At 66.6% G+C, this 20,640-nt stretch carries 16 protein-coding genes and 1 tRNA gene; 8 read left to right on the forward strand and 9 right to left on the reverse strand.

Features of this window, described 5'->3' with window-relative positions:
* The first annotated feature begins 1 nt into the window (after nucleotide 1).
* Nucleotides 2-1,993 (forward strand): ABC-F family ATP-binding cassette domain-containing protein, encoded by a 1,992-nt coding sequence (locus NWF24_RS16375; protein ID WP_258355093.1) that lies wholly within the window; start codon nucleotides 2-4, stop codon nucleotides 1,991-1,993.
* Between the two features lie 31 nt (nucleotides 1,994-2,024).
* Nucleotides 2,025-2,528 (forward strand): hypothetical protein, encoded by a 504-nt coding sequence (locus tag NWF24_RS16380; protein ID WP_258355094.1) that lies wholly within the window; start codon nucleotides 2,025-2,027, stop codon nucleotides 2,526-2,528.
* A 190-nt stretch (nucleotides 2,529-2,718) separates the two neighbouring features.
* Here NWF24_RS16380 and NWF24_RS16385 read toward each other — a convergent pair whose 3' ends face one another.
* Nucleotides 2,719-2,952, reverse strand: a complete 234-nt coding sequence (locus NWF24_RS16385) for an XRE family transcriptional regulator (protein WP_258355095.1) — start codon at nucleotides 2,950-2,952, stop codon at nucleotides 2,719-2,721.
* A 70-nt stretch (nucleotides 2,953-3,022) separates the two neighbouring features.
* Between NWF24_RS16385 and NWF24_RS16390 the strand changes: the two genes are divergently transcribed.
* Nucleotides 3,023-3,739, forward strand: a complete 717-nt coding sequence (locus tag NWF24_RS16390) for a helix-turn-helix domain-containing protein (protein ID WP_258355096.1) — start codon at nucleotides 3,023-3,025, stop codon at nucleotides 3,737-3,739.
* 284 nt (nucleotides 3,740-4,023) lie between these two features.
* Here the strand turns inward: NWF24_RS16390 and NWF24_RS16395 are convergent, their stop codons facing one another.
* Entirely contained in the window at nucleotides 4,024-4,584 is a 561-nt protein-coding gene (locus NWF24_RS16395; protein ID WP_258355097.1) for a fasciclin domain-containing protein, read from the reverse strand.
* 369 nt (nucleotides 4,585-4,953) lie between these two features.
* Here NWF24_RS16395 and NWF24_RS16400 point away from each other — a divergent pair, with 369 nt between their 5' ends.
* From NWF24_RS16400 to NWF24_RS16415, 4 genes are all read left to right on the forward strand, one after another.
* Nucleotides 4,954-6,453: an efflux transporter outer membrane subunit gene (locus NWF24_RS16400; protein ID WP_258355098.1), complete on the forward strand. Its 1,500-nt coding sequence runs from the start codon at nucleotides 4,954-4,956 to the stop codon at nucleotides 6,451-6,453.
* Nucleotides 6,454-6,514: 61 nt separating this feature from the next.
* Nucleotides 6,515-7,666: an efflux RND transporter periplasmic adaptor subunit gene (locus NWF24_RS16405; protein ID WP_446001731.1), complete on the forward strand. Its 1,152-nt coding sequence runs from the start codon at nucleotides 6,515-6,517 to the stop codon at nucleotides 7,664-7,666.
* A gap of 10 nt (nucleotides 7,667-7,676) precedes the next feature.
* Nucleotides 7,677-10,757: an efflux RND transporter permease subunit gene (locus tag NWF24_RS16410; protein WP_258355100.1), complete on the forward strand. Its 3,081-nt coding sequence runs from the start codon at nucleotides 7,677-7,679 to the stop codon at nucleotides 10,755-10,757.
* 104 nt (nucleotides 10,758-10,861) lie between these two features.
* A complete protein-coding gene (locus tag NWF24_RS16415; protein ID WP_258355101.1) occupies nucleotides 10,862-11,911 on the forward strand; it encodes a DMT family transporter in 1,050 nt (349 codons plus the stop codon).
* A gap of 54 nt (nucleotides 11,912-11,965) precedes the next feature.
* On the opposite strand, the gene chrA is transcribed toward NWF24_RS16415, so the two are convergent.
* From chrA to tolB, 6 genes are all read right to left on the reverse strand, one after another.
* Nucleotides 11,966-13,336 carry a chromate efflux transporter gene (chrA, locus tag NWF24_RS16420; RefSeq protein WP_258355102.1) on the reverse strand — a complete coding sequence of 457 codons (1,371 nt, stop codon included), beginning with the start codon at nucleotides 13,334-13,336 and terminating at the stop codon, nucleotides 11,966-11,968.
* 216 nt (nucleotides 13,337-13,552) lie between these two features.
* Nucleotides 13,553-13,628, reverse strand: a tRNA-Lys gene (locus NWF24_RS16425).
* Between the two features lie 52 nt (nucleotides 13,629-13,680).
* Nucleotides 13,681-14,529 (reverse strand): tRNA threonylcarbamoyladenosine dehydratase, encoded by an 849-nt coding sequence (locus tag NWF24_RS16430; RefSeq protein ID WP_258355103.1) that lies wholly within the window; start codon nucleotides 14,527-14,529, stop codon nucleotides 13,681-13,683.
* A gap of 19 nt (nucleotides 14,530-14,548) precedes the next feature.
* Nucleotides 14,549-15,298 carry a tol-pal system protein YbgF gene (ybgF, locus tag NWF24_RS16435; RefSeq protein ID WP_093054675.1) on the reverse strand — a complete coding sequence of 250 codons (750 nt, stop codon included), beginning with the start codon at nucleotides 15,296-15,298 and terminating at the stop codon, nucleotides 14,549-14,551.
* Complete coding sequence (gene pal / locus NWF24_RS16440) at nucleotides 15,298-15,813, reverse strand: peptidoglycan-associated lipoprotein Pal (protein WP_258355104.1); 516 nt, start codon at nucleotides 15,811-15,813, stop codon at nucleotides 15,298-15,300. The genes ybgF and pal overlap by 1 nt, the downstream gene beginning before the upstream one ends.
* A gap of 28 nt (nucleotides 15,814-15,841) precedes the next feature.
* A complete protein-coding gene (gene tolB / locus NWF24_RS16445; protein WP_218132221.1) occupies nucleotides 15,842-17,068 on the reverse strand; it encodes a Tol-Pal system beta propeller repeat protein TolB in 1,227 nt (408 codons plus the stop codon).
* A 254-nt stretch (nucleotides 17,069-17,322) separates the two neighbouring features.
* Here tolB and msbA point away from each other — a divergent pair, with 254 nt between their 5' ends.
* Entirely contained in the window at nucleotides 17,323-19,107 is a 1,785-nt protein-coding gene (gene msbA / locus NWF24_RS16450) for a lipid A export permease/ATP-binding protein MsbA (RefSeq protein WP_258355105.1), read from the forward strand.
* Nucleotides 19,108-19,110: 3 nt separating this feature from the next.
* Here the strand turns inward: msbA and rng are convergent, their stop codons facing one another.
* Nucleotides 19,111-20,637, reverse strand: a complete 1,527-nt coding sequence (gene rng / locus NWF24_RS16455; protein WP_093054667.1) for a ribonuclease G — start codon at nucleotides 20,635-20,637, stop codon at nucleotides 19,111-19,113.
* Between the last annotated feature and the right edge of the window lie 3 nt (nucleotides 20,638-20,640).

The following is a 20,640-nucleotide window of genomic DNA, read 5'->3' on the forward strand; positions in this document are numbered from 1 at the left end:
CATGATTACTCTCAAAAACGTCATTCTTCGCCGCAGCGCCAAGGTTCTGCTCGACGGCGCCACCGTCACCCTCAACCCCGGCGAAAAGGTCGGCCTGGTGGGGCGCAACGGCGCCGGCAAGTCGACCCTGTTCGCCCTGCTCAACGGCACGCTGCACGAAGACGGCGGCGATTTCTCGGTGCCCAAGCACTGGCGCATGGCCCAGGTGGCGCAGAACATGCCCGAAACCGAGGAGTCGGCAACCGACTTCGTGGTGGGCGGCGACACCCGCCTGACCGAGCTGCGCGAGTCGCTGGCCGCCATCGAGGCCGCCTACACAGAGAACCCCGACGACGCCGACATCGGCATGGAACTGGCCCACGCCTACACCGACCTGGCCGATGCCGGCGAGCACGACGCCGTGCCGCGTGCGCAGGCGCTCATCCTGGGCCTGGGCTTCAAGTCGCACGAGCTCGACGAGCCCGTCAACAGCTTCTCCGGCGGCTGGCGCATGCGCCTGCAACTGGCCCGCGCGCTGATGTGCCCGAGCGACCTGCTGCTGCTCGACGAACCCACCAACCACCTGGACTTGGACGCGCTGGTGTGGCTCGAAGCCTGGCTGCAGAAGTACCCGGGCACCATGATCGTCATCAGCCACGACCGCGAGTTTCTCGACGCCGTGACAGACGTCACCCTGCACATCGCCAATGCCCAGCTCACGCGCTACGGCGGCAACTACAGCAAGTTCGAGGACATGCGCGCGCTGCAGATGGAGCAGCAGCAGGTTGCCTTCAGCAAGCAGCAGGACAAGATCGCCCATCTGCAGAAGTTCATCGACCGCTTCAAGGCCAAGGCCAGCAAGGCCAAGCAGGCGCAAAGCCGGGTCAAGGCGCTGGAGCGCATGGAGCGCGTGGCGCCGCTGCTGGCCGAGGCCGACTTCACCTTCGAGTTCAAGGAGCCGGGCAACATTCCCAACCCGATGCTGTCGATCAGCAACGCGAGCTTCGGCTATGAGATCGAAAACGAAGAGCCCAAGACCATCCTGCGCGGCGTCAGCCGCTCGGTGCTGGCGGGCCAGCGCATCGGCATCCTGGGCGCCAACGGCCAGGGCAAGTCGACGCTGGTGAAGACCATCGCGCGTGAAATGGGTGCGCTGGCCGGCCAAGTCACCGAGGGCAAGGGCCTGAACATCGGCTACTTCGCGCAACAGGAACTCGACGTGCTGCGCCCGCAAGACACGCCGCTCGAACACATGGTGCGCATGGCGCGCGAGCTAGGCAGCAGCGTGAAGGAAGCCACCGGCGAGCAAGCGCTGCGCGGCTTTCTCGGCAGCTTCAACTTCAGCGGCGACATGGTCAAGCAGGCCGTGGGCACCATGAGCGGCGGCGAAAAGGCCCGCCTCGTGCTCGCAATGATGGTGTGGCAGCGCCCCAACCTGCTGCTGCTCGACGAACCTACCAATCACCTGGACCTGGCCACCCGCGAGGCACTGGCCGTGGCGCTCAACGAGTTCGAGGGCACGCTGATGCTGGTGAGCCACGACCGTGCGCTGCTGCGCTCGGTGTGCGACGAGTTCTGGCTGGTGGGCCGCGGCGTGGTCGGCGATTTCGACGGCGACCTGGACGACTACCAGCGCTACCTGCTCGACGAAGCCAAGCGCCTGCGCGAAGAGGCCAAGGTGGCCGTGCGCGAGGCCGTCAGCGCGGCGGCTGCGGCCGCTGCTGCGCCGGTGGCCGCGCCCGCAGCCCCGCAGCAGCGCAAGCAGGACGCCCAGGAGCGCCAGCAGCGCAGCGACCAGGCCAAGCCGATCAAGCGCGAGATCGCCCAGATCGACGAGCGCCTGGCCGCGGCCGGCACCGAACGCACCGCGCTCGAGGCGCGCCTGGCGCAACCGCTGCCTTCCGCCGAGATCGCCGAAGCCGGCAAGCGGCTGAAAGCCCTCAACGATGAAATCGGCCGCCTCGAGGAGCGCTGGCTGGCCCTGTCGGACCAGCTGGAAGCGCTAGCGGCCTGAGCCTGGAAGCCGACAACAAGGGAGCCGCTGGATGCCGTCTGCAATCGAACTGGCCCGGGGTGACGAAAAACTCATCGCCGCCGTGCACCGCAGCCGCCGCCTCATCACCAGCAAGGCGCTGATGGCGGCAGCGGCCAGCGCCGTGCCGCTGCCCGGCATCGACTGGATGGCCGACGCGGCGCTGCTCTCGCGGCTGGTGCCGCAGATCAGCGCGGAGTTCGGCCTTTCGGTCACCCAGGTCGAAAAGCTCGCGCCGCACCAGCGCGAGCGCATCCAGAAGGCTGCGACCACTGTCGGCGCCCTGCTGGTCGGGCGGCTCGTCACGCGCGACCTGCTGATCCGGCTGGCAAAGCACGCTGGCGTGCGCCTCACGGCCAAGCAGGCGACCAAGTACGTGCCCATTGCCGGGCAGATCGTGTCGGCCGCGCTCGGCTATGCGGCGCTGCGCGCGCTGGGCGAGCAGCACATCAAGGACTGCGTGCGCGTCAGCTCCACCCTCGCTCTCGCGCCGCCCGAACCGCTCGCGAGCGCCTGAGCGCCTCGCGGTCGAACAGCACCTGCGCCGCCCACGCCGCGCAGACCAGCCCGAAGCAGCCGCCGCCGGCGATGGCCGGCCGCGCCGCGATCAGCCCGACAACCAACCCCGCCAGGGACAGTAGCGCCAGCAGCACGCACAGCGCGCGGTCGAGCCACAGGCCCGACGGCAATCGTCTGCGGCGCACGGCCTATTCATTGACGGACGGCTGGCGAAAGACCTGCGGCGCGGGCTCCAGCGCCTCTTCCCTCACCCGCTGCTCATAAGCGGCCAGCAGCGCGAGGTAGTGGCGCGACATCACGTCGCCCACCCGACCCAGGCCGATCTTGCTGACCGTTGGCTGCGGAATACCGGTTCTCTGTTCGATCTGCTTCTGCGTGAGCCCCATGGCCCTCAGCGCCAGCACCAACTCGCGTGGCTTCATGGCAATACTCCCTTTTTTTAATATTCTAGAGTTCAGGAAGAATATTCGTTTGGGCTTAAATCCCCAACCGATGGAGAGCATTGCCACACGCGCATTGGCCGCGCGCAAATTCGCCAAGATGACCCAGAAGCAGGCCGAGGCGGCTTCCGGCGTCAAACAGTCCAGCATTTCCAAGATCGAGCGGGGGGACGTCAGCCGGTCGATGAGCGTGCTCGCGCTGGCGCGCGCCTACCGCGCCGATCCGAACTGGCTCGACACCGGCGACGGCCCTGCCCCTTGGGACGAAGACCAGATCCGCCAGGCCCGCGACAAGGCCAACGAGCCGCCGGGCCCCTACCGGGTGACGCACATTGCGCCATTGATTCCGTCGTTCTCGCCCCGCACGCCCGGCACCGTGCCCCTCATTTCCTGGGCGGATGCCGCCAACTGGGACAGCCACGAAGTCTCGCAACAGCCGCGTGCCGAGCGCTGGATTCCCTGCATCGCCCACCACAGCCTCCAGAGCTACGCCCTGCGCGTGCGCGGCGACAGCATGACGGCGTCCAGCGGCCATCTGAAGAGCTATCCCGCGGAGTCGATCGTGTTCGTCGATACGTCGCTGAGGAAGCCCGAGGACGGTGAACGCATCATCGCGAAGCTCGAGGACAGCGGAGAGGTCACCTTCAAGGTCTACAAGGAAGACGACGGCCGACGCTGGCTGCTGCCGCTGAATCCGAAGCACGAGCCGGTGCGCGAGGCCTTCACCGTGCTGGGCACCGTGGTCGGCAAATGGGAAGACGAAGACTGAGCGCAGACGGTCCAAGAATTAGCGAGGAATGAGCCTGGAACAAGATTCCAGCGAGGTCAGGTTGCGTGCAGGTTCACAGGCGATATTCATGTCTCTCCCTGTGGCCTGCATCCTCTGATCCTCCCTCCTCCAGCAGGTCACCTTCAAGCCCGCCTAGTGCGGGCTTTTTTTTGCTCGCCCCCAGGCTGCGCGCACTTCGTGTCGCTTCTCCTTCCCCCTACCGGGGGCAACACCTACGGCCCGGCGGAGCCGGTTCCGTGGTGTTTCTGGAATGAGCCGTGGGTTTACTTGGGGAGGAGCACCTTGTTGACCACGTGGATCACGCCGTTCGACTGGTAGACGTTGGGGATCGTCACCGTGGCGGTGCCGCCTTTCTCGTCGGTGAGGGTGATCTTGCCGCTCTTTTCCTTGGCTACGAGCGTGCCGCCGGCCACGGTCTTGAGTTCGGCCGAGCCTTTGCCTGCCTTGATCTCTTTCTTCAGCGCGGCTGCGTCCAGCTTGCCGGTCACCACGTGGTAGGTCAGCACACCGGTCAGGGCGTCTTTGCTTTCGGGCTTGAGCAGGGTATCGACGGTGCCGGCCGGCAGTGCGGCGAAGGCGGCGTTGGTGGGCGCGAACACGGTGAACGGACCGGGGCCCTTGAGCGTGTCGACCAGGCCAGCAGCCTTGACCGCGGCAACCAGCGTCGTGTGGTCCTTGGAGTTGACTGCGTTGTCGATGATGTCCTTGGTCGGCAACATCGGCGCGCCGCCCACCATGACCGAAGCCGCAAGGGCCGAAACTGCGCCGGCGGACAGTGCGATGGCGAGAGAGACCGCGGCGAGGCGATGAAGTTTGCGCTGCATGAAGATGCTCCTAGTTGAATGAATGACCGACCACCGCGAAATGGCAGCGGCTGTCTTCAATACGGGAGCCCGCGCGGAACAGATTCGGCAACGGCGAAAAGAAAAAGGAAAGCAAAGGACTGCATTCCGGTAGCCGCGGTTCGCGCCGTGCCCATGCATTTCGCACCACGCAGTGCAAATTTCGTCGCATCGCTCTTGCGGCGTGGAGCGCAGACGACGACATTTCAGGAAAGTCAGGTATCCCGGACGGTCCGGGTGTACAACCGCTGCCCCATGCCAAATCAAGAAAACAATGCGTTGGAGGGTCCCCCCAGTTCTCCGCGCGCGGCTTCCGCGCGCCGACGAATGGGGCGGCCTGCCCAGGGTGCCGTGCTCGGTGCCGTCCTGCTGCTATTGAGCGCCTGTGCGGTCGGCCCCGACTTCAAGACGCCTGATCTGCCGGCCGCCGCCAGCGGCGCCGACTACACGCCCGCGCCGGTACCCGCGCGCACGGCACAGGCCAACGTGCCGGCCGGCCAGTCCCAGGAGTTGCTGGCGGGACGCGACATCCCCGCCCAGTGGTGGGACGTGTTCCGTTCGGAGCCGCTCGACCAGCTGATCCGCGCGTCGCTCGCGCAGAGCCCCACGCTGGCTTCTGCACAGGCCGCATTGCGCCAGGCCGAGGCCACGTACGACGCCAAGTCGGGCAACCTGCTGTGGCCACAGGTCACGGGACAGCTCGGCGTGCAGCGCGAGCGCGCATCCGAAGTCAGCACACAGGTGCCGGGCGGCCAGCTGCTCACGCTGTACAACGCCTCGGTCAACGTCAGCTACAACCTCGACGTGTTCGGCGGTTCGCGCCGGCAGATCGAAGGCGAACAGGCCGCGGTGGAAGCGCAGCGCTACCAGGTCGAGGCGGTCTACCTCACGCTGACCTCGAACCTCGTCACCACAGCCATCCGCGAAGCCTCGCTGCGCGCGCAGCTGCAGGCCGTGCGCGAGGTGCTGCAGGCGCAGCGCGAGCAGCTGAACGTGATCGAAAAGCAGTTCGACACCGGCGCGATCGCGAAGTCGATCGTGCTGCAGCAGCGCACGCAGGTCGCGCAGACGGAGGCCACAGTGCCGCCCATCGAGAAATCGCTCGCGCAAACGCGTCACCAGCTCGCGGTGTTCGCGGGCCGGCTGCCGTCCGAAGCGGGCCTGCCCGAGTTCGACCTGGCAAGCCTCTCGCTGCCGCAGGCGCTGCCGCTGTCTCTGCCCTCCGAGCTCGCGCGCCAGCGCCCCGACGTGCGTGCCAGCGAAGCGCAGCTGCACCAGGCCAGCGCGGCAGTTGGCGTGGCCACGGCCAACCTCTATCCACAGATCCAGCTGAGCGCCAGCTACGGCAACAGCGCCTTGCGGGCGCGCGACCTGTTCACCGGCCCGACCACCCTGTGGAACATCGGCGCCGGGCTCACGCAGCCGATCTTCAACGGCGGCGCCCTGCGCGCGCAGCAGCGCGCGGCGGTCGCGGCCTACGACTCGGCGGCGGCGCAGTACCGCAACACCGTGCTCGGCGCCTTCCAGAACGTAGCCGATGCCTTGCGCGCGCTGGAACTCGACGCCAACGCCCTGCAGACCCAGGCCACGGCCGAATCCCTTGCAAGGCAGTCGCTCGACCTGTCGACCGCGCAGTTCCGCGCCGGCGCGGTGAGCTACGTCACGCTGCTCACCGCGCAGCAGGCCTGGCTGCAGACGCACACCGCGCTGGTGCAGGCGCAGGCCGCGCGCTATGCCGACACCGCCGCCCTCTTCCAGGCGCTTGGCGGCGGCTGGTGGAACCGCGGCGCGCTGGCCGATGCGGTGATCGCGCCGGGGCAGCCGGTGGCACAGCCCGCCGCACAGAACTGACCGAATACCTCCATCAAATAACACGAAGAAAAGCCTACCTATGACCCGGAGAATGATCATCATGATCGGCTGCGTACTGCTGCTGGTCGCCGTGCTCGCGTTCGGCAAGTTCATGCAGATCCGCGCGCTGATCGCGGCCGTGCCCAAGCCGGCGCCGCAGACCGTGTCGACGGCCCAGGTGCAGAAGCTGCAGTGGCAGACGCAGTTCACCGCAGTCGGCACGCTGAACCCGGTGCGCGGCGCCGACCTCAGCACCGAAGTGGCGGGCCTGGTGCGCACAGTGCACTTCAAGTCCGGCCAGGACGTGAAGGCCGGCGCGCTGCTGGTCGAGCTCAATGCCGACTCCGACATCGCCCTGCTGCATTCGGCCGAAGCCGCCGCCGCGCAGGCCGCCACCGTGCTCAAGCGCGACCAGGCGCAGCTGGCTGTGCAGGCCGTGAGCCAGGCGCAGATCGACGCGGACGTCAACGACCTGAAAGCCAAGCGCGCGCAGGTCGAGCAGCAGGCGGCCGTGGTGGCGAAGAAGTCGATTCGCGCACCCTTCTCGGGCCGCTTGGGTATCACCGCGCTGAACCCGGGCCAGTACGTGAACGCAGGCGACAAGCTCGTGACGCTGCAGACGCTGGACCCGATCTACGCCGACTTCTCGCTGCCGCAGCAGCAGCTCGCGGGCCTCGCGGTGGGCCAGGTGGTGAACCTGACTGTCGACACCTTCCCGGGCCAGAGCTTCACCGGCAAGATCAACGCGATCAGCCCGAAGGTAGATTCCACCACGCGCAACGTGCAGGTCGAGGCCACGGTGACGAACCCCAAGCTGCTGCTGCTGCCCGGCATGTTCGCGAACGTGAAGATCGACATCGGCGGCGTGCAGGAGCAACTGACGCTGCCCTCCACCGCCGTGACCTACAACCCGTATGGCTCCACGGTGTACGTGGTGAAGGAAGCCGAGCCGCCCAAGGCTGGTGCTGCCGGTGCTGCAGGTACGCCGGCCCCCGCGGCCAACCCGTCGGGCAAGCCGCAGCTCATCGCCGAGCAGGTCTTCATCGAGACCGGCCCGACGCGCGGCGACCAGATCTCCATCGTCAAGGGGCTGAAAGCCGGCCAGGTGGTGGTGAGCAGCGGACAGAACAAGCTGAAGAACGGCTCGCCCGTGACGGTGGACAACAGCGTGCAGCCCACCAACGATGCGGCGCCGACGCCGCAGGAAAAGTGAGGCAGCCCGCATGAACTTCACCGACATCTTCATCCGCCGGCCCGTGCTGGCGATGGTGGTGAGCCTGCTGATCGTGGTGCTGGGGCTGCGCGCGCTGACCGGCCTGCCGGTCAACCAGTATCCGAAGACCGAGAACGGCGTGGTCACCATCAGCACGGCCTACTACGGCGCCGATGCGGCCACGGTCGCGGGCTTCATCACGCAGCCGCTCGAAGCCGCCGTGTCGCAGGCACAGGGCATCGACTACCTGTCGTCGTCCAGCAGCCTGGGCGTGTCGACCATCACCGCCACGCTGCGGCTGAACTACGACTCGAACCGCGCGCTGACCGAGATCAACACGCAGGTCAACTCCGTGCGCAACCAGCTGCCACCGCAGGCGCAGCAGCCGGTGCTCACGGTGGCCACGGGCCAGACCACCGATGCCATGTACATCGGCTTCTACAGCGACACGCTGCCCAACAACAACGTGACCGACTTCCTGGTGCGCGTGGTGCAGCCCAAGCTCAACGCCATTCCGGGCGTGCAGACCGCCGAAATCCTCGGCGCGCGCACCTTCGCGCTGCGAGCCTGGCTCGACGCGCAGAAGATGGCCGCCTACGGCGTGACCGCCACCGACGTGAGCACCGCGCTCGCCGCCAACAACTACCTGGCGGCCGTGGGCACCAGCAAGGGCCAGATGGTGAGCGTGCCGCTCACGGCCGGCACCTCGCTGCACAGCGTGGACGAGTTCAAGCAGCTGTCGGTGAAGAGCAGCAACGGCGCCATCGTTCGGCTGCAGGACGTGGCCAACGTCACGCTCGGCTCGGAGAACTACGACTTCAACGTCGCTTTCAACGGCGTGCGCTCGGTGTTCATCGGCATCAAGGTCGCGCCCGAGGCCAACATCCTCGAAGTGGCCAAGCAGGTGCGAACCGTGTTCCCCGACCTGCAGGCCCAGTTGCCCACGGGCCTGACCGGAAAGATCGTCTACGACTCGACCGACTTCATCAACACCTCCATCAGCGAAGTGATCAAGACGCTGGTCGAGGCGCTGATCATCGTGACGGTGGTGATCTATCTCTTCCTGGGCAGCTTCCGCGCAGTGGTGGTGCCGGTGATTGCCATGCCGCTGTCGCTGATCGGCACCTTCTTCGTGATGCTGGTGCTTGGCTACTCCATCAACCTGCTCACGCTGCTGGCGCTGGTGCTGGCGATCGGGCTGGTGGTGGACGACGCGATCATCGTGGTGGAGAACGTCGACCGGCACATGCGGGAGGGCAAATCGCCAATGCAGGCTTCGCTGCTCGCGGCGCGCGAGCTGGGCGGACCCATTCTGGCCATGACGGTGGTGCTGGTGGCGGTGTACGTGCCCATCGGCTTCCAGGGCGGGCTGACCGGCTCGCTGTTCACCGAATTCGCGTTCACGCTTGCGGGCTCGGTGGTGGTGTCGGGCGTGGTCGCGCTCACGCTGTCGCCGATGATGTGCTCGCGCTTCTTCAAGCCCGAGCAGGACACCGGCAAGTTCGCGACCTTCATCGAGCACACCTTCGAACGCGTGCACCGCCGCTACCAGCTGATATTGCGCGGCGTGCTGAAGACCTGGCCGGTGATGATCGTGATGGGCGCCATCCTCGTGGCGCTGCTGTTCGTGATGTTCAAGATGTCGAAGTCGGAGCTCGCGCCCGAGGAAGACCAGGGCATCGTGCTGTCGCAGGTGGTGGGCGCGCCCACGGCCACCATCAACCAGATGCAGACCTATGCGGACCAGATCTTCAAGGTTGCGCACGACACGCCCGAATACGCGCAGCTGTTCCAGCTGACCGGCGTGCCAAGCACCAACGCAGGCATTGCCGGCGTGCTGCTCAAGCCCTGGGACCAGCGCACGCGCAGCGCGCACGAGATCCAGGCCGACCTGCAGAACCGCTGGAACGGTATTGCAGGCGCGAAGGTCGTGGCCTTCCAGTTCCCGGCGCTGCCGGGCGCCTCGGGCCTGCCGGTGCAGTTCGTCATCAAGACGACCGAGCCCTTCGAGAACCTGAACACACTCGCGCAGCAAATCATGGACAAGGCGCGTGCGGACGGAAAGTTCTACTACATCGACGCCGACCTGAAGATCGACTTGCCGCAGGCCACCGTGGTGGTCGACCGCGACAAGATCGCCACGCTGGGCATCACGCAGCAGGACGTAGGCAACGCGATGGGCGCGGCGCTGGGCGGCGGGTATGTCAACTACTTCTCGATCTCGGGCCGCTCGTACAAGGTGATTCCGCAGGTGCAGCAAGTCGACCGGCTCAACCCGTCTGACGTGCTCAACTTCTACATCAAGACCCCGAACGGCGTGGTGCCGGCAAGCACGGTCGCGAGCCTGAAGTACACGGTGCAGCCCGAGACGGTGAACCACTTCCAGCAGCTCAACTCCGTGACCATCCAGGGCGTGCCCAGCGGCACGCAGGGCGAAACGCTGGAGTACCTGCGCGGCGTGGTGCAGCAGCTGGCGCCGAGCGGCTACACGGTCGACTACTCGGGCCAATCGCGCCAGTTCGTGCAGGAGTCGGGCAACTTCGCCATCACCTTCCTGTTCGCGCTGATCATCGTGTTCCTGGCGCTGGCGGCGCAGTTCGAAAGCTTCCGCGACCCGGTCGTCATTCTGGTGTCGGTGCCGCTGGCCCTCTTCGGCGCCATGATCTTCATCTTCTGGGGCTTTGCCTCGATGAACATCTACACGCAAGTGGGGCTGGTCACGCTGATGGGGCTGATCAGCAAGCACGGCATCCTGATCGTCGAAGTGGCGAACCGGCTGCAGAAGCAGGGGCTGAGCAAGCTCGACGCCATCGTCGAAGCGGCCGGCACACGGCTGCGGCCGATTCTGATGACCACCGCGGCAATGGTGTTCGGCGTGCTGCCGCTGGTCATTGCCTCGGGCGCCGGCGCGGCCGGACGCAAGGCGATGGGCATCGTGATCTTCAGCGGGCTGTCGATCGGCACGCTGTTCACCTTGTTTGTCGTGCCTGCGATGTACCTGTTCATTGCGGCGCGGCATCAGAAGGAAGAAAGCGCGGAGAGCCCGCCGGGACAGCCGGCATTGCCGGGGACGGTGGCGCCGGAAGCCTGAGCCTTCGGGCCAGGTCGCGCCGGTCGAGCCCGCTGCCGTGGAAGCAGCGGGCTTTTTCATTTGAGAATTGCGAATTGCGCAACGGCACTTGAAGGACTGAAGACGTGTCCCCCTTCCATCTCCCCGCATTGCGCGGCGGCCTGCTGGCCCTCGCGGCCGCGGCACTCTTCGGCATCAGCACGCCACTGGTTCAGCGCGCGGGCGCGGGACTCGGCGCCTTCACCACCGCCGCCCTGCTCTACGCCGGCGCCGCGTTCATGGGCGCGTGGCTGCGCCAGCCGGTGGAGCGCGAAGCGACGCTGCGCCGCGCCGACCTGAAGCGGCTGTCGTGGATGGCGCTGTTCGGCGCCGTCATCGGCCCCGTGGCGCTCGCCTGGGGCCTGCAGCACACCAGCGGTACCAGCGCCTCGCTCATGCTCGCGCTCGAAGCGCTGTTCACCGCGGTGCTGGCGCGCACGCTCTACCGCGAGGTGATGGACCGCCGGGTGTGGAGCGCGATGCTGCTGTTGCTCGCAGGCGGCATGGTGCTGGTGATCGACCGGGGCCTGAGCGGTGGCGTGCAACTGCTGGGCCTGCTTGCGGTGCTGGCAGCCACGGCTGCCTGGGGCATCGACAACACGCTGTCGCGCGCGCTGGCCGAGCGCGATCCCGGTCAGGTAGTGCTCGGCAAGTCGCTGCTGGGCGCGGGCGCGACCGCCCTGCTCGCAATTGCGACCGGCGAACCACTGCCCGGCAGGACCGCGGCCCTGGCGCTACTCGCCATCGGTGCCAGCGGCTACGGGCTCAGCCTGCGGCTCTACCTGCTGGCGCAACGTGCCTTCGGCGCGGCGCGCACGGGCTCGGTGTTCGCCTTCGCACCGTTCATCGGCGCAGTGGTCGCCATCGCGCTGGGGGACCGTGCCTTGAGCTGGGGCATGGCGACCGGCGGATTGCTGATGCTCGCCGGGGTGGCCTTGCACCTGGCCGAATCCCACGGCCATGCGCACGACCACGAGCCGCTCGACCATGAGCACGCGCACCGGCACGACGACGGGCATCACGACCATACACACGACCCGATGCCGGTGGGCGAGCACAGCCACCCGCACCACCACGCACCGCTGCACCACACGCATGCGCACGTGCCGGACGCGCACCACGCGCATCCGCACTGAAGAAGAACCCTCAGGCTCGATGAAGCGCAAGACCAGCCGGCCGCGCGCAACTCCTCAGCGCAGCCCGGGCACCAGGGTCGCCAGCAGCCCGACGGCCGCGCAGGCACCGAGCAGCGGCATCACGCCCACCTTGAAGCGAAAGAGCGCCACGACCGCAGCCACCGCGATGACCGCGGACAGCGCGTCGAAGCGCCCACCGAAACCCTGCGGCCACAGCACGTGGTACGCGAAGAACAGCGCGAGGTTCAGGATCACGCCGACCACCGCGGCCGTAACAGCCGACAGCGGCGCGGTGAACCCGAGCTTGCCGTGCGTGGCCTCGATCAGCGGCCCGCCCGCGAGGATGAAAACGAACGACGGCAGGAAGGTGAAGAAGGTCACCACCGTGGCCGCCAACGCCCCGCCGATGAACAAGGCGCCCGGTCCCGCGACCTGCTGCAGCCAGCCGCCCACGAAGCCGACGAAAGCCACCACCATGATCAGCGGCCCGGGCGTGGTCTCGCCGAGCGCGAGGCCATCGATCATTTGCGTGCCGTTGAGCCAGTGGTGGTGCTCGACCGCCCCCTGGTACACATAGGGCAGCACGGCGTAGGCGCCGCCGAAGGTCAGCAGCGCAGCCTTGGTGAAGAACCAGCCCATCTGCGCCAGCGCACTCTGCCAGCCCTGCGTGGCCACGAGCACGCCCATCGCCAAGGCCCACAGGCCGAGTCCCACTGCCAGCACTTTGACAAGGCGGCTGCGCGTGAAGCGGGCATGCGCAGGGGTCGGCGTGTCGTCGTCGATCAGCGCCGGCCCGTAGCCCTGATTGGCGCCGCCGTGGCCGCCGCCCAGCGCGAACACACCCGGCGCCCAGCGCGCCCCGAAATGGCCGATCAGCGCGGCCCCGATCACGATCGCCGGGAACGGCGTGTCGAAAGCGAAGATGGCCACGAAGGCCGCGGCCGCAATGCCCCACATCCACCGATTCTTCAGCGCACGCGTGCCGATGCGATGGGCTGCGTGCAGCACCAGCGCGGTGACGGCCGGCTTGATGCCGTAGAAGATTCCGGCCACCGCGGGCACGTTGCCGTAGGCCATGTAGATCCAGGACAGCGCGATCAGGATGAACAGCGACGGCAGCACGAACAGCGCACCAGCGACGATGCCGCCCCAGGTGCGGTGCATCAGCCAGCCGATGTAGGTGGCCAGTTGCTGGGCCTCGGGGCCGGGCAGCAGCATGCAGTAGTTGAGCGCGTGCAGAAAGCGCTTCTCGCTGATCCAGCGCCGGCGCTCGACCAGCTCGGTGTGCATGATCGCGATCTGCCCGGCAGGACCGCCGAAGCTGATGAAGCCGAGCTTGAGCCAGAAGCGGAATGCTTCGGCGAAGGAGACAGGCTGGATTGGCGCGGAATGCGCAGGAGAGGAGTCGGGCAGTACGGTGTCCACGGATAGCTCCGTTATGAGTCGCCAGCGCTTGGACGGGACACCGTCTTACTTTGCAGACCGGGAGGCTGTTTCCCCGGGACGGAAATCGTAGCAGACCCATCGGCTTCCTGATCGGGATCGGCATCTTGATCCTCTATGAGCACCTGAACGGTCTGGCTTGATCGCGCGCAGAAAAAATCCCCGCGTGCACAAGGCAGGCGGGGATTCTTGAAAGTTTGGTAGGACGTACTGGATTCGAACCAGTGACCAACGGATTAAAAGTCCGCTGCTCTACCAACTGAGCTAACGTCCCAAACCATTTTTATTCTTGCTCTTGCCGACGTTGAATCCGGCAAAGCCAAAGATTATAGCGCGACGTTTGACGCGATTTTGTCGAGCACCCAACCTGCAGCACATTGACCGAAAGTTGCCGTCACGCTCACCACCGATCCGTAGCCGTGGCAGTTGAGCGAACCGTCGCCTTCGATGGCACAAGACGCATCCGGCGGCGCTACGCTTTCGCGGCTGAAGACGCAGGCAACGCCGATCTTGCGGCCTTCACGCGGGGCGCCGTGCTCCTTGCGCAGGCGCTGGCGCAACTGCGCAAGCAGCGGGTCGTGCGTAACGAGCGACAGATCGTCGATGTCGACCTTGTGCGCCTGCCGCTTGCCACCCGCCGCACCTACCGTGACGAACGCCGTGCGCGACGATGCACGCGCCCATGCCGCCATGGCCACCTTGGCCTTCACCTGGTCGCAGGCATCGATGACGGCCGTTGCCGGCCCGTTCGCAGCCTGTGCCGCGTCGAGCAACGAGAGCCAGTTGCCGGGCTCGACGAACTCGTCGATCGCCTGCACCTTGCACTCGGAGTTGATCTGCGCAATGCGGTCGCGCATGGCTTCGACCTTGGCCTGCCCCACGGTCGCATCGAGTGCGTGGATCTGGCGGTTGATGTTCGACTCCGACACGTGGTCCAGGTCGATCATGGTCAGCCGCCCCACCCCGCTGCGCGCCAGCGCCTCGACCGCCCATGAGCCCACGCCGCCGATGCCGACGACCAGCACGTGCGCGTTGCGGATGCCCGCGGCACCGGCCACGCCGTACAACCGCTCGAGCCCGCCGAAGCGGCGCGCAAAGTCAGGCGCCGCGGTGTCGGTGACGACATCCGCGGCGGCAGGAGGGGTGGTGAACGCGGCAGTGATGATGGCGCTCAAGCGGAAGACTCCGCCCGCATCAACGCAGGCGCGAGAGGCGCTCGCGGCCGGCCTGTGCGGCTTCGGACTGCGGGTAGGCCTTGGTCAGGTCTTCCAGCGTGCGGCGCGCGGCGCGCGTGTCCTTCAGCTCGATCTGGCAGTTCGCGATCGACAGCACGGCCTCGGGGGCCTTGGCATGGTCGGGCGCGAGCGAGAGCATGGAGCGGAAGTTCGCGATGGCCTCGTTGTAGTTGCGCGTGGCGTACTGCGCATTGCCGAGCCAGAACAGCGCCGAGGCGTTGTAGCCGCTTTGCGGGTAGCGCTTGACGAATTCGGCAAACGCGGTCTGCGCCTGCGCGAACTGGCCCGAGCGGAACACACCGAGGGCGGCGTCGAAGTCGGCCTTTTCCTTGGGATCGGCGGTGAACTCGCGGCCGTCCACCGACACCTTCGAAGGCTCGCTCTGCTTGAGCTTGTCGTCGATGGTGGTCTGGCGCGACTGCATCTCGCTCACCGTGCGGGTGAGCTGCTCGTTCTGGCCGGTCATGCGCGCCAGGTCGCCACGCATCTGTTCGATCTGGTTCTGCAGGTCGAGCAGACTGCGGCGAAGCTGGCCGTTCTCGTCGGTCAGCCGCTGGTCGGTCTGCTGGCGCATGGCCTCGACGCGCTGGCGCAGGTCGAGAATGGCGCGGCGAGCCTCGTCATCCTCGAACAGTGCAGCCTGCGACCCCATCGAGACGCAGAGCAAGGCGGCAGCCAGCGCCGCGCCTCGCAGCATGGCGCGTGGCATCACCGGGTGTAGCGGATTTCGGCGCGGCGGTTCTGCGCCCACACTTCTTCACCCGAGCCCGTGACGGCAGGCTTTTCCTTGCCGAAGCTCACGGCCTCGATCTGGCTGTCGCTCACGCCCAGCAGGGTCAGCGCGCGACGCACGGCTTCGGAACGCTTCTGGCCGAGTGCAAGGTTGTACTCGCGGCCGCCACGTTCGTCGGTGTGGCCTTCGATCGAGACGCGGCGTTGCGGGTTGGCCTTGAGGAACCTGGCGTGGCCGTCGATCAGCGACTGGAACTCGGGCTTGACCGTGTAGCTGTCGTAGTCGAAATACACGATGCGCTCGACGCCAATCGGACCTTGCGCTGTGCCCGCGGTCGGATCGATGGTGACAGGTGCCACGTTGCTGGCGCCTTGCTGGCCGCCAGCCGAGCCGGAACGATCGGTCACCGGCGTTTCGTTGAGCTTGGTGCCCGACGAGCAGCCGGCGATGAGAGCCACGATGGCCAGCGAATAAATCGTACGTTTCAACATATTTTCAAACTCCTCAAATAAACCTTGGTCATTGCTTTTGAAACGGACCCCAGTCCGGTTCTCTGATGTCTCCAGCCTGTCCCGCCAGTCGTGCCTTTATTTTTCCATCGAGCGTGGTCGTCATCAGGGCTTCGCGGCCTTGCAGTTGCGTTGCATAGACGATCAGCTTGCTGTTCGGGGCAAAACTTGGACTTTCGTCCGCGGAGGTGTCGGTGATTGCGCTGACGTTGCCGGTTGCCAACTCCATCACGTGGAGTTTGAAGGCACCGCCCACTCGGGAGATGTAGGCCAACCACCGGCCATCGCCGCTGACAGACGGAGAAATGTTGTAGGTGCCGCTGAAGGTCACCCGCGTCGGGTTGCCGCCGCCGGCGCTCATCTTGTAGATCTGGGGCGCACCACCGCGGTCGCTTACGAAATAGATGGTGCCGCCGTCAGCCGAGTACACCGGCTCGGTGTCGATGCTGGAGCTTTGCGTCAGGCGGCGCGGTTCGCCGCCGCTGGCCGGAATGGAAAACAGCTGCGAGCCGCCATCGCGGCTGAGCGTGACGGCGAGCGAGTTGCCGTCAGGCGCCCAGGCCGGCGCGCTGTTGGAGCCCTTGAAGTTCGCAAGCAGTCGGCGCTGGCCGGTGGCCACGTTGTGCACGTACACGACCGGCTTGCGCGACTCGAAGGACACATACGCCAGCTGTTGCCCGTTGGACGACCAGCAGGGCGAGATGATGGGTTCGGGGCTAGCGAGCGCGGCCTGGGCGTTCTCGCCGTCGGCGTCTGCCACCCACAGCGAGTAGCGGCTGCCGCCCTTGGTGACGTAGGCGATGCGGGTCGAGAAGATGCCCTTTTCGCCGGTCAGCTTCTCGTACACGTAGTCGGCAATGCGGTGCGAAGCAAGGCGCAGGTCACCTTGCGGCACGGTGTAGCTCAGGCCGCCCAGGTCCTGCCCCTTCACCACGTCCCAGAGGCGGAAGCGCACGTCGAAGCGGCCGTCGGCCAGCCGGTTGACGCTGCCCACCACGAGCGAATCGGCCGTGCGCTGGCGCCACAGCGACAGGTCGGGGCGCGAGGCCTCGTCCAGCGCCTGGCCCGAGGCATCGACGCCACGGAACTGGCCGCTGCGTTCCAGATCGGCCTGGACGATGTCCGAGATCTTCTGGGGCGAGCCTTCCTGGCCCTTGAAAGGAACGAGCGCAATCGGCAGCTGCGTGAGCCCGACGCCCGACACCTCGACCCGGAACTGGGCCAGTGCAGGAAGCATGGGAGTGGCAGCGAGAGCCGCGATGAGCGTGCGGCGTGCAAATAACGATGAAGAAGGAGTTGGAATTAGAGTTGGCAACGGCTTGTTCATGCGGTTCGGAGAGGTTTCCGGGTAAAAAGTTCTCCCCGGCTGTAACGGGCCACATGTTACACACTGGCTTGAAGCCGCCGTCACAAAACGTTTATCCGGCGACGCGGTCCTACAGAAGCACCTGCGGAAGGCCCTGAATAAGGGCCCCCGTAGAATCCGCCGCCATGCAAGCACCCCCCGGCGGCGAGAACGTACGCCCTCCCCTGATGCGCCGTATGGCGCGACTCATGACCTGGTTTGGCGGCTCCCGCCAATGGTGGGCCCTCGGACTGAGCGGAGCGATGCTGGCAGCAATCACCGAACCGCTGATGGCCGCCCTGCTGAAGCCCCTGCTCGACCGGGGCTTCACGCGCGGCGAGATGCCCTTGTGGTTCGTGCCCGCCGCCGTGCTGCTTCTTTTCGCAGTACGCGGCATCGCCCAGTTCATTTCCCAGTACGCGCTGTCGCGCATCGCCAACGAAGGCATGCAGAAACTGCGGCGGGTGCTGTTCGAGCGGCTGCTCGGCGCCGAACTCGCGCTGTTCGCCCGGCAATCGGCCAGCACTCTGTCGAACACGGTGGTCTACGAAGTGCAGACCGGCGCGATGCTGCTGGTGCAAGCGATTCTCGGGCTCTCGCGCGATGGCTTCACGCTGATCGCGCTGCTGGGCTATCTGGTCTACCTGAACTGGAAGCTCACCCTGATCGTCGCGTTCCTGGTGCCCAGCATCTCCTGGATCATGAAGGTGTTCTCCAAGCGGCTCTACCGCCTGACCCAGCAAGGCCAGCAAGCCACCGACGAACTGGCCTACGTGGTCGAAGAAAACGTGCTCGCCCACCGAGTGGTGCGGCTGCACGGCGCGGAAGGCGCCCAGGGCCGCCGCTTCGAACAGCTGAGCCAGCGCCTGAACCGGCTGGCCGTGAAGTCGACCATCGCCCAGGCTGCCACCACGCCGCTCACGCAGATGATGGCTTCGCTCGCACTGTCGATCGTGGTGATGATCGCGCTGTGGCAAAGCGGCAAGCAGGGCTTCACGGTGGGCGGTTTCGTCGCCTACATCACGGCCATGCTGATGCTGATCGCGCCGATCCGGCGCCTCGCCGAAGTTGCCGGCCCCATCACCCGCGGCCTCGCTGCGCTGGAGCGTGGGCTGATCCTGATCGACGACGTGGCCCCGGAGTCGCAGGGCGCATTCCAGGTCGAACATGCCGAAGGACGCATCGAACTGCGCAACGTGCAGGTCAGCTACCGTGGCGAAGACGAACAGCGCGCGCTCGACGGCGTGAGCCTGACCATCGAGCCCGGCCAGGTGGTGGCCTTCGTCGGCCCTTCGGGTTCGGGCAAGACCACGCTGGTCAACCTGCTGCCGCGCTTCGTGCAGCCCAGCGGCGGGCAGGTGCTGCTCGACGGACACGACACCAGCGAATGGCAATTGAAAAGCCTGCGCGCCCAGTTCGCCATGGTGAGCCAGGACGTGGTGATGCTCAATGAGACGCTGGCGGCCAACGTGGCGCTGGGTGCCGAAATCGACCGCGAGCGCGTGCTGCAATGCATCGAGGCAGCCAATCTGAGCGCGCACGTCGAAAGCCTGCCCCAGGGCCTCGACACGGTGCTCGGCCACAACGCCACGCAGCTTTCGGGCGGCCAGCGCCAGCGCCTCGCCATTGCCCGTGCGCTCTACAAGAATGCGCCCGTGCTGCTGCTCGACGAGGCCACCTCGGCGCTCGACACCGAATCCGAACGGCTGGTGCAGGACGCCCTGCAGCGCCTGATGCAGAACCGCACCACGCTGATCGTCGCCCACCGCTTGTCGACCATCCAGCATGCCGACCGGATCATCGTGATGGAGCAAGGGCGCATCGCCGAGCAAGGCAGCCACGAGCAGCTCATGGCGCTGGACGGGCTCTACGCGCGGCTGCAGACGCTGGCGGTGCGCAGCGCCCCGCCAGGACAGGACCCGACGCTTTAAGCCTTAAAGCAGCACGATGTCGTACTGCCCCTGCCCGATCGCGGGCTCGGACTGCAGCGAAATCGGCTTGCCGATGAAGTCGCTCAGCCCCGCCAGGTGCTGGCTCTCCTCGTCGAGGAACAGCTCAATTACCTGCGGCGACGACACGATGCGGAACTCGCGCGGCGTGAACTGCCGCGCCTCGCGCAAAATCTCTCGCATCACGTCGTAGGCCACGCTGCGCGCGGTCTTCACGATGCCCTGGCCGCCGCACGCCGCACAAGGCTCGCACAGCATGTGCGCCAGCGATTCGCGGGTGCGCTTGCGCGTCATCTCGACCAGCCCGAGCTGCGAGAAGCCGCCGGCCGTGGTCTTCACGCGGTCGCGCGCCAGTTGCTTGCGGAACTCCGCCAGCACCTGCTCGCGGTGGTCGTCGCGGCCCATGTCGATGAAGTCGACGATGATGATCCCGCCCAGGTTGCGCAGCCGCAGCTGCCGCGCAATGGCCTGCGCCGCTTCGAGGTTGGTCTTGAAGATGGTGTCGTCGAAGTTGCGTGCACCGACGAAGCCGCCGGTGTTCACGTCCACCGTGGTCAACGCCTCGGTCTGGTCGACCACCAGATACCCGCCCGACTTGAGTTCGACGCGCCGGCCCAGCGCCTTCGCGATTTCTTCATCGACCGAATACAGGTCGAAGATCGGCCGCTCGCCCTTGTAGTGCTGCAGCTTGCCCGCCGCCTTGGGCATGAATTCGAGCCCGAACTTCAGCAGCACCTCGAACTGCTCTCGCGAGTCGATGCGGATGGTCTGCGTGTCTTCGCTGGTCATGTCGCGCAACACGCGCTGCAGCAGGCTCAGGTCCTGGTGCAGCAACGACATCGGCGGCATGCGCATCGAGGCGTCACGGATGCGCGACCAGGTCTTGCGCAGATAGGCGATGTCTTCGGCCAGCTCGGGGTCGGTGGAGTCCTCGCCGTTGGTGCGCAGGATGAAGCCGCCGGTGTTGGCCGGCACCACGCCGCCACTGTCGGCCGCAGCAGCCGCTTCGATCAGCGCCAGCATGCGGTTGCGCAGCGACTCGCGCTGGTCTGACGGGATCTTCTGCGACACGCCTATGTGGTTGTCCTGCGGCAAGAACACCAGCAGCCGCCCGGCAATGCTGATCTGCGTGGACAGCCGCGCGCCCTTGGTGCCGATGGGGTCCTTGATGACCTGCACCAACAGCGACTGGCCCTCGAACACCTGCTTCTCGATGGGCACCATCGGCCCGCCGTTGCGGTGGTCGCGCTCGGGCGCCGGTGCACTGGGTCGCGAACCCGGCGTGAACGGCGCCACGATGTCGGCCACGTGCAGGAAAGCGGTGCGCTCCAGGCCGATGTCGATGAAGGCCGACTGCATGCCCGGCAGCACGCGCGACACCTTGCCGAGGTAGATGTTGCCGACCAGTCCACGCTCCAGCGTTCGCTCGACGTGCAGCTCTTGCACCGCGCCGTGCTCGACCAGCGCCACACGGGTCTCCTGTGGAGACCAGTTGATCAGGATGTCTTGCATGGA

This window comes from Variovorax paradoxus, from assembly GCF_024734665.1.
In the GTDB taxonomy this organism is placed as follows: Bacteria; Pseudomonadota; Gammaproteobacteria; order Burkholderiales; family Burkholderiaceae_C; genus Variovorax.

Coding starts and splice junctions, on each gene's coding strand:
- tolB (WP_218132221.1), bottom strand. CDS start 17,068: ATGCTTCCTGCACTGGCCCAGTTCCGGGTCGAGGTGTCGGGCGTCGGG.
- NWF24_RS16410 (WP_258355100.1), top strand. CDS start 7,677: ATGAACTTCACCGACATCTTCATCCGCCGGCCCGTGCTGGCGATGGTG.
- NWF24_RS16385 (WP_258355095.1), bottom strand. CDS start 2,952: ATGAAGCCACGCGAGTTGGTGCTGGCGCTGAGGGCCATGGGGCTCACG.
- NWF24_RS16375 (WP_258355093.1), top strand. CDS start 2: ATGATTACTCTCAAAAACGTCATTCTTCGCCGCAGCGCCAAGGTTCTG.
- NWF24_RS16395 (WP_258355097.1), bottom strand. CDS start 4,584: ATGCAGCGCAAACTTCATCGCCTCGCCGCGGTCTCTCTCGCCATCGCA.
- ybgF (WP_093054675.1), bottom strand. CDS start 15,298: ATGCCACGCGCCATGCTGCGAGGCGCGGCGCTGGCTGCCGCCTTGCTC.
- rng (WP_093054667.1), bottom strand. CDS start 20,637: ATGCAAGACATCCTGATCAACTGGTCTCCACAGGAGACCCGTGTGGCG.
- NWF24_RS16390 (WP_258355096.1), top strand. CDS start 3,023: ATGGAGAGCATTGCCACACGCGCATTGGCCGCGCGCAAATTCGCCAAG.
- pal (WP_258355104.1), bottom strand. CDS start 15,813: ATGTTGAAACGTACGATTTATTCGCTGGCCATCGTGGCTCTCATCGCC.
- NWF24_RS16380 (WP_258355094.1), top strand. CDS start 2,025: ATGCCGTCTGCAATCGAACTGGCCCGGGGTGACGAAAAACTCATCGCC.
- NWF24_RS16405 (WP_446001731.1), top strand. CDS start 6,515: ATGATCGGCTGCGTACTGCTGCTGGTCGCCGTGCTCGCGTTCGGCAAG.
- msbA (WP_258355105.1), top strand. CDS start 17,323: ATGCAAGCACCCCCCGGCGGCGAGAACGTACGCCCTCCCCTGATGCGC.